We start from the raw sequence: 1253 nt of genomic DNA, 5'->3' as shown, positions 1-1253 counted from the left end.
AACCGGACCAGCCCGCCGTGGACCCGGCCGTGGCCCGCCTGGCGCGCGAGCGCTGGTGGCTGGCCGCCGCCATCCTGCTCTCGCTGCCGCTGGTGTTGCCGATGGTGGGCGACTGGTTCGGCCAGCACTGGATGCTGCCGGCCTGGGTGCAGTTCCTCCTCGCCACGCCCGTGCAGTTCCTCATCGGCGCACGCTTCTACGTGTCCGCCTACAAGGCCGTGCGCGCCCGCAGCGGCAACATGGACCTGCTGGTCGCCCTCGGCACCAGCGCCGGCTACGGCCTGAGCCTGTACCTCTGGTACGCCGCCGCTCCCGGACACATGCCGCACCTGTACTTCGAAGCCAGCGCCGTGGTCATCACCCTGATCCTGCTCGGCAAGTACCTGGAAAGCCGCGCCAAGCGCCAGACCGCGGCCGCCATCCGCGCCCTCGAGGCGCTGCGCCCCGAGCGCGCCACCCGCGTGCGTGGCGGCGTAGAGGAAGACGTCGCCATCACCGAACTGCGCCTGGGCGACGAAGTCCTGGTGCGCCCCGGTGAGCGTTTCCCGGTGGACGGCGAAGTCCTCGCCGGCCAGAGCCACGCCGACGAAGCCCTGATCACCGGCGAAAGCCTTCCGGTATCCAAGGACGTCGGCGACCCGGTCACCGGCGGCGCCATCAACGGCGAAGGCATGCTGCGCGTGAAGACCACCGCGCTGGGCGGCGAGACCGTGCTGGCCAGAATCATCCGCCTGGTGGAAGACGCCCAGGCGGCCAAGGCGCCGATCCAGAAGCTGGTGGACAAGGTCAGCAACGTGTTCGTGCCGGTGGTGATCGGCATCGCCCTGGTCACCCTGGTCGGCTGGCTGCTCGCCGGCGCCGGCTGGGAACAGGCGTTGATCAATGCCGTGGCGGTGCTGGTCATCGCCTGCCCCTGCGCCCTCGGCCTCGCCACCCCGACCGCGATCATGGCCGGCACCGGTGTGGCGGCCAGACACGGCATCCTGATCAAGGACGCCGAAGCCCTGGAAGTCGCCCATGCGGTGACCGCCGTGGCCTTCGACAAGACCGGCACCCTCACCTCCGGCCAGCCGCGCATCACCAACCTCGCGGCGGACGGCGACGAGGCGCAAGCCCTCGCCCTGGCCGGCGCCCTGCAACGCGGCAGCGAACATCCACTGGCCCGCGCCGTGCTCGATGCCTGTGCCGAACGCAGCCTGAGCCCCGCCGCCGCCGAAGCCACCCAGGCCCTGACCGGCCGCGGCATCCAGGGC

1 protein-coding gene is annotated in these 1253 nt (G+C 71.5%); it reads left to right on the top strand.

Going from position 1 to position 1253, the window contains the following annotated elements; genetic code table 11:
• Nucleotides 1-1253, top strand: a 1253-nt coding sequence (locus tag ACCC94_RS29720) for a heavy metal translocating P-type ATPase (RefSeq protein WP_413353174.1), incomplete at both ends; no start/stop codon positions are given.

Source organism: Pseudomonas sp. Pseusp97, assembly GCF_047304025.1.
Taxonomy (GTDB): domain Bacteria; phylum Pseudomonadota; class Gammaproteobacteria; order Pseudomonadales; family Pseudomonadaceae; genus Pseudomonas.
Note: the sequence above shows the minus strand (reverse complement) of the source record. Positions and strands in the feature narration are given on the sequence as shown.